This window comes from Methylobacterium sp. E-046, from assembly GCF_022829625.1.
In the GTDB taxonomy this organism is placed as follows: Bacteria; Pseudomonadota; Alphaproteobacteria; order Rhizobiales; family Beijerinckiaceae; genus Methylobacterium; species Methylobacterium longum.
The window spans coordinates 1-6,085 of the sequence record NZ_JAKSYP010000292.1; the positions used below are offsets into that span (position 1 = coordinate 1).

A 6,085-nucleotide genomic window follows, 5' to 3' on the forward strand; every position below is an offset into this window, starting at 1 on the left:
CTGTACGACGCAGAGCGCAGGCAACATCCTGCTTGTCTGCCCCTAATGCGTCGGATAGATACGCCTCCCCGGACAGAAAAAAGGCCACCCCCGAAGGAGCGGCCCGAAGTCTTGGGAGGAAACGCCCGCGAGGGGCTGCGGAACTGCGACGCCATCGCGATCCCGCATTGCAAACCTAGGCCACCGCACTGCGGTAGACAACCACCCTTGGGTTGTAGGCTCCATCTTAGAGGCTGTTACGGACTGCAGCGAAGTCGGCGGCCCTGCGGAGGAGCAGGACGCTGAAGGCGACGAGATGCAATCCGGCCAGAGTGGCGGGCAAGCGCTCGTAGTCACGAGCCAGTCGGCGGGAAACGGGCCATCCAAGCAAAGGCGCGTTCGACGACCCATCTGCGTGGCAGCAGGACGAAGCCGCGCTTGGCCTCGGGTAGCTTCACGACCTCCAGGGCGATGCCGTGATCGGCTGCCGCCTTCGCCGCTCGCTCGCCGGTATAGCCCTGATCGACGTAGGCGAGATCCACGCTGTCGCCGGTCGCCTCCTGCACGGCATCAGCCAATGTGGCCACGGCGGCGCGGTCATCGGCATTGGCGGGCGTGACGTGCAACGCCAGCACCTGCCCGAGCGTATCGACGGCCGCGTGCAGTTTCGAACCCCGGGTGCGCTTATGTCCGTCCCACGCGGCGCGGGCCCCACTCTCGGGCGTCGAGCGCAGCGTCCGGCTGTCGAGGACCACGGCCGAAGGTTCCTCGGTCCGGCCCGAAGCCAGGCGTAGCACGGCGCGCAGGTCGTGGACCAAGGTCTCGAAGCAGCCCGCCCTCAGCCAGCGTTGGGCTTGATCGTACACGGCGTGCCAGGGCGGCAGATCGTGGGGCATCGCACGCCAAGCCACGCCGTATCGCACCACGTAGCGCAGCCCGTTGAACACCTCCCGCAGACTGTGCTCGCGCTGAGCGGCCGTTTCGGGAAGCAAGGTCAGGTAGGGGGCGACCAGCGCCCACTCTTCATCGCTGACATCAGACGGATAGGCGTGACGGGACTGCATCCCTCCGAAACTGGCGCAGCCGCAGGTCCGTAACAGCCTCTAGCCGTATCGCGAGCATGCGCTCAGGATGGTGAGCGTGGTCGACCACGGCAGCGTCGTGACCGATGTAGGTCCTCCACCCACGCTCGCTCGTGGTTCTTCATGAGCGATCCCCACCGGGAGGCAGGAGGGTACGATGCTGACGAGAACCGCGATCTATGAGGGCACCGTACGTGATGGCCGTGAAGAGGAGTTCTTCGGCCGCGTGCGCGATGAGTTGGAGCCGCTTTGGCGGCGCTTCCCCGGCGTGACGGCGGTGCGGGTACAGCGCCTCGTCTCCAAGGATCCAGACGCTCGGCCCATCGCGATAATCTTGGAGATGGACTTCCCGGATCAGCAGACGCTTGACGCCTGCCTTGCCTCATCGATCCGGCCGGAGTCCCATGCCGCGACTGAGGCGGTGATGGCGCTGTTCGAGGGTAGGTTCTATCACCTCGTCAGCGAGGCAACGGTGCTCGCGCCTGCTTCCTAAGCCGCCGCCATCTAGTTTGCCGTTTGACAGCTGCCGACCCACTGGCTCCTCCTGCGGGTCGTAGGCTTGGCCTCGATGGTCGGGCATACGCTCAAGATGGCGAGCGTGGCGGTGGCTGTCGAGGCGACATGGTCTCAGCCCCCCAGCAGTCGTCAAGCCGCATCTGACTGAGCGAGTGCTTCTATCGAGAGGGCGGGGGACGCGGGCCAACGGACGGCCGGCAGGTCGGCTACTGCTGGCTTGGCAAAGAAGTAGCCCTGGAACAGCTGGATCCCAGCTGCACGAAGAGCCGTCAGTTCGGCTTCCGTCTCGACACCCTCGGCGATCACCGCCACGTCCAGCTGGCGCGCCATCAAGATCACGCTGGCCACGATGGTCTGCCGTGCCGGTGAAGTCGCGATCCCTCGGATCAGCTCCATGTCGAGCTTGATGAAGTCGGGCTGGAAGCTCGCCAGCAGATTGAGCCCGGCATAGCCGGCGCCGAAGTCGTCTAGGGCGGTCGCGAAGCCCTGCTTGCGGTACTCGGCGATGATCTGCTGGACGTGCGCTACGTCGGTCATGCGCTCGTTCTCAGTAAACTCGAACATGATCTGTCGGTGTGCGAAGCCGACCCGACGAGCGGCATCGAGCGTCGCGCGGATGCAGGCAGCCGGCTCGTAGACGGCGTTGGGCATGAAGTTGATCGATAGCCGGGTCTCCTCGTCTGGGAACAGGGAGCCGGCGAGTTCGATAGCTTTTACGCGGCAAGCTTGATCGAACTTATAGCGATTGCCCTCGTCGACCATCCCGAGGATCTGTCCGGCGCCCTGCCCTTCCGTGCCCCTGACCAGTGCTTCGTAGCCCCAGATCGTAGCCCGACTGACATCTACGATCGGATGGAACGCCATCGTGAATGTGAACGGTAGGGGTTCACCGTCTCGACAACCTTGGCATCCGCTTTTCATGGGCCCGCTCTATCGTATGGCTCTTCAAAGAATTCGATAGAACCATCATTATATTAATCATCTACTAAGAATTGCGCATTTGACCTATTCTTAGAAGCTATCTGGATGACAGAAGCGGCTGAGTGGACAGATCTACGTGTTCTACGATCGTTTTTGGCGCTCGGTCCAGCAGCAAGGCCCACACCGGACAGCAGCCTCGTCTCGATTGTTCGCCCCTTCACCTGTGCGGCTACAGCCGACCCATGTCCGACAAGCTCGACGCTCTCCTTGAACGCCTGAAGGCGCAGCAGCGCACGCTTACCCTGGCGATGGCACAACATGACGGCATGCCTGCTGGAAGCGACCTGCGTCAGGTCGCGGAGCTGGAGAACGTCATCGCCGCCGTTGAGGCCGTGGCGGGCGAGGAAGCAGACCGAGAGCAACGGTCCGGCTGACCTTCACCGGGGCAGCGCCATGGCGTTCTTGGTCGCGTCGGCGATCACCGCGGCGGGCCGAAGAGGGGCGTAATGCGCCCCGAAGCGGTGTCTTACCCGGGAGCGACAGGCGCGCGGGAGCGGGGTTTTGTTGCCTACAGACCAAGGCACCCGTAGTCACGGATCGTGCCGGGCGAGCTGGTCCGCACCCCCGGGTGCACAGGTGTGCACAGAACATCTTCGAGCGTTTCCGAACAAACGCGAACGTCCGAGAGCATCCGCGCTGCTTCGGCTTAGCGATGACGTGGAGGCGGCAGAAGGACGGCTGTGTCCGGCCGAGAGACAGCAGGATACAGCAAAACACAGCAAAAAACGGCAGCGGCTACGGTAAGAAGCACGGTAGCGGGAGGGGTATTACACCACACGCACTGACGGTGGGGACGGGCCCGAACTCCTCAGCCTCAGGCTTCACTCGCGAGATCAGATGGGTAAGGGACCTTCGCCAAGGCCGTCCCCTGCTCGTCCAGGATGGCCACGTGCCAGTGGAACGGGTCTGCGGCACCTGCGGTCCTCTCCCTGAAGATACGCTTCCAGATCTCCAAGGCCTCGATCTCTGCCGCCTCCAAGTTGGGTAGGTCGACCCCATCGTGGTCGCGCGTCACGTCCTCCCCATCGTGCAGGACGTCGAAGAAGTAGCGTGGCATCTGCCCTCCCGTGAGGTTGAACCTATCCGCCGCCCTACCGCTACGCTTTTTTCACGCTGGGTGGCACAGTGCGCTACCATGCCGATCCGGCCCGAGCACCGCTTCTTCTACCCCATCGACTGGCCGCAGCTCTCGGCTGTGATCCGCTTCGGCCGGGCGCAAGGCTGCTGCGAGGGATGCGGGCGGCCGCACGGGCGGATGATCTACCACCTCGGCGATGGGCGCTGGTGGGACGCGGAGGCCAATCGCTGGCGGGACGGCTGGGGCAGGCGGATCAGGATTGCGGCAGGGACCGACATCCTTGGCTTGGCCCGTCGCACCCGGGTGGTGCTGGCTGCTGCACACCGCAATCACGACACATCGAACAACGCGGACGCCAACCTCGCAGCCTTCTGCCAGCGCTGCCACATGATCCATGACCGGCCCGAGCATCAGAGGCGACGCTGGCGCACGCTGTTCAGACGGAAAGCGCTCGGCGACCTGTTCGGTGGCCCCTACGCCTAGCCACGCGCATCCGTATCCCGGATGTTACTGCGAAGGTCACCAGCCGTTCATGTGCTCCCATGCCCTTTGTGGGTTCATCCAACGGAGACTACATGCGCGCACTTCTCGCCGGCGCAGCCCTGCTCGTCCTAGCGACGGCCGGGGCTGGCGCACAGCCCTACGATGATAGGCGGCCTCCCCCGCCCGGGGATGAGGACTTCGACCGCCCCCCGCCGCCACCGCATCGCTTCCGGCCGCCGCCGCGGGAGGACTTCGATGACGACCGGCCGCCGCCACATCGCCGTGGTCCACCCCCGCCGGACGATGACAGGCCGCCGCCCCCTCCGCCTCCACGGCGGTACTGAAAGGCAGCCGCAGGGCTTCCCCAACCATCACGTTTCACCCTTTCCGTGGCCGCTGCTGAGCGGCCGCACCGGGGGATCCAGTGGATTACGGCCCTCCGCGCCAATGTGCGCGGGGCCGTTCGTCTACGCGTCTATGAGCGTGAGCGTGAGGGACGGCAGATGGCCGGCTGCTGCCTGCGTCAGCCCTTCGAACGCAAGACCCGCTCGCGAGACACGGCATTGGCCGGCCATGTTGGCCGAGGATCCACCTCGCCGGGGTTGAGGGTGCGCGGGGCAACGCTGTCACAGGCCTCGCGCTGGCGGATGACCACCGGGTTGCCCGCTTCGTCGCGCCGGCGGACCAAGCCGCCCTCACGGCAGTAACCGGCGATGGCGGCCTGCCCGTTGCGGCGCCCATCCGGGTTCGCCTCCACCGGTGGATGTTCGACCACCAGTGTGTCCATGTGGTTGAGCGACCGCTCGATGTACGTGGTTTGGGTGTCGCAGGCGGCAAGGGCCATGACCGCGGTGCTCGCGGCTGCAAGAACGAGCGCGCGCATTACGATCTCACTATCTGAACTGTATATCGCATCTAGCCAATCTACGGCGTGCAGCGGTCAGCAGATATGGCAATCCAGCCACAGCGGTGAGACTGCTTACGCTGGCTCGGGGCGGCTTAACCAACCGTTAACTATCACCGGACCCCGTTGAGGCTTGCCGCCCGGAGGGTGAGCCCATGCCCCAGCCAGATCTACGTGCCGCCTTTGCTCAGCTATGCGCCGGTGAACAGGCAGGCGATATCGGTGACGTGCCTTACGAAACAGCGCTGGGCCTAGCGGTCCGCCTGCTGATGCGTCGCTCCAACCTGCATTGGCGCTGCTGATCAGCGCACTGCCATCCGCTTTCCATGGCCGTTGTGGCGACGGCGCGGCAGCGGGCAATCCGCGGCTCGGCTACGGTGCAGGCGTCTCCTTGAGGCGCCTTCCATGCTTATCCCAGCGCTCACCATCCGCCGCTGCCTGCTACTTGCGCTCATGCTCGCGAGCCTTGTGATCTTGGCTGACAGCGTTGCCCGGAACGAGCTGCACAATGCCATGAGCGACATGGCCTTTGCCATGTCGAGCACAGTGTCGGACAGCGTCCGGTGAATACCCGCGCGGTGCTCATTCCGGCCTTGGCCCTTGCCATGGGCCTGCATGCCTTGCCCATCCACGCACAAACACAGGAAGCGCAGGCTTTGGCCTTGCTCCGGGCTTCCAGCGCCCAGTCAGCCATCATCACGTTCTGCGGCAAGCACTACGCGATCGACGGTACGACCGCGCTCCGGATCTCACAGACCGCGCGCGACGTGGCAACCAAGGTGCTCGGTCAGGAACAGGCGAACGCCGCCTTCAAGGACGAACTGGCGCGGCGCTACACTGAAGTGAAGGAGGTCGGGGAGCAGCAGTGGTGCACCGCTCAGCGCGAGGCGCTTTCGGGGGGCGAGGTCCGGATCTTCAAGGACTGAGCCGTAGGCAGCTCAATCGCCACAGTCACTATTACCAGCATCCTCCCCGCCGTCTAGCAGCCAGTCGAGCAGATCCGCACCGGCGTCGCCGGTCGCGTCCTGGGCTAGCTTGCTCAGCGGCTTCTCGGAATGCTGG

7 protein-coding genes and 1 pseudogene are annotated in these 6,085 nt (G+C 64.7%); 4 read left to right on the forward strand and 4 right to left on the reverse strand.

Annotated elements, in window-relative coordinates; all coding sequences use genetic code 11:
- Window positions 1–226 precede the first annotated feature (226 nt).
- Window positions 227–1,043 (reverse strand): annotated as a pseudogene (locus MKK82_RS33570) (IS5 family transposase).
- A 175-nt stretch (window positions 1,044–1,218) separates the two neighbouring features.
- On the opposite strand from MKK82_RS33570, the gene MKK82_RS33575 reads away from it, so the two are divergent.
- Window positions 1,219–1,554, forward strand: a complete 336-nt coding sequence (locus tag MKK82_RS33575) for a hypothetical protein (protein ID WP_243988063.1) — start codon at window positions 1,219–1,221, stop codon at window positions 1,552–1,554.
- A gap of 152 nt (window positions 1,555–1,706) precedes the next feature.
- Here the strand turns inward: MKK82_RS33575 and MKK82_RS33580 are convergent, their stop codons facing one another.
- Entirely contained in the window at window positions 1,707–2,498 is a 792-nt protein-coding gene (locus tag MKK82_RS33580) for an EAL domain-containing protein (RefSeq protein WP_243988064.1), read from the reverse strand.
- Between the two features lie 242 nt (window positions 2,499–2,740).
- Between MKK82_RS33580 and MKK82_RS33585 the strand changes: the two genes are divergently transcribed.
- Complete coding sequence (locus MKK82_RS33585) at window positions 2,741–2,932, forward strand: hypothetical protein (protein ID WP_243988065.1); 192 nt, start codon at window positions 2,741–2,743, stop codon at window positions 2,930–2,932.
- Between the two features lie 440 nt (window positions 2,933–3,372).
- Here the strand turns inward: MKK82_RS33585 and MKK82_RS33590 are convergent, their stop codons facing one another.
- Complete coding sequence (locus tag MKK82_RS33590; RefSeq protein WP_243988066.1) at window positions 3,373–3,615, reverse strand: DUF6894 family protein; 243 nt, start codon at window positions 3,613–3,615, stop codon at window positions 3,373–3,375.
- A 78-nt stretch (window positions 3,616–3,693) separates the two neighbouring features.
- Here MKK82_RS33590 and MKK82_RS33595 point away from each other — a divergent pair, with 78 nt between their 5' ends.
- Window positions 3,694–4,119: a hypothetical protein gene (locus MKK82_RS33595; RefSeq protein WP_243988067.1), complete on the forward strand. Its 426-nt coding sequence runs from the start codon at window positions 3,694–3,696 to the stop codon at window positions 4,117–4,119.
- 523 nt (window positions 4,120–4,642) lie between these two features.
- Here the strand turns inward: MKK82_RS33595 and MKK82_RS33600 are convergent.
- A complete protein-coding gene (locus tag MKK82_RS33600) occupies window positions 4,643–5,002 on the reverse strand; it encodes a hypothetical protein (protein WP_243988068.1) in 360 nt (119 codons plus the stop codon).
- A gap of 584 nt (window positions 5,003–5,586) precedes the next feature.
- Here MKK82_RS33600 and MKK82_RS33605 point away from each other — a divergent pair.
- On the forward strand, window positions 5,587–5,949 hold the full coding sequence (locus MKK82_RS33605; protein ID WP_243988069.1) for a hypothetical protein: 363 nt from the start codon (window positions 5,587–5,589) through the stop codon (window positions 5,947–5,949).
- The last annotated feature ends 136 nt before the right edge of the window (window positions 5,950–6,085 follow it).

Bases quoted from the DNA above. Each gene is read 5' to 3' on its own strand.
- MKK82_RS33585 (WP_243988065.1), top strand. From the start codon at position 2,741: ATGTCCGACAAGCTCGACGCTCTCCTTGAACGCCTGAAGGCGCAGCAG.
- MKK82_RS33580 (WP_243988064.1), bottom strand. From the start codon at position 2,498: ATGAAAAGCGGATGCCAAGGTTGTCGAGACGGTGAACCCCTACCGTTC.
- MKK82_RS33600 (WP_243988068.1), bottom strand. From the start codon at position 5,002: ATGCGCGCGCTCGTTCTTGCAGCCGCGAGCACCGCGGTCATGGCCCTT.
- MKK82_RS33575 (WP_243988063.1), top strand. From the start codon at position 1,219: ATGCTGACGAGAACCGCGATCTATGAGGGCACCGTACGTGATGGCCGT.
- MKK82_RS33595 (WP_243988067.1), top strand. From the start codon at position 3,694: ATGCCGATCCGGCCCGAGCACCGCTTCTTCTACCCCATCGACTGGCCG.
- MKK82_RS33590 (WP_243988066.1), bottom strand. From the start codon at position 3,615: ATGCCACGCTACTTCTTCGACGTCCTGCACGATGGGGAGGACGTGACG.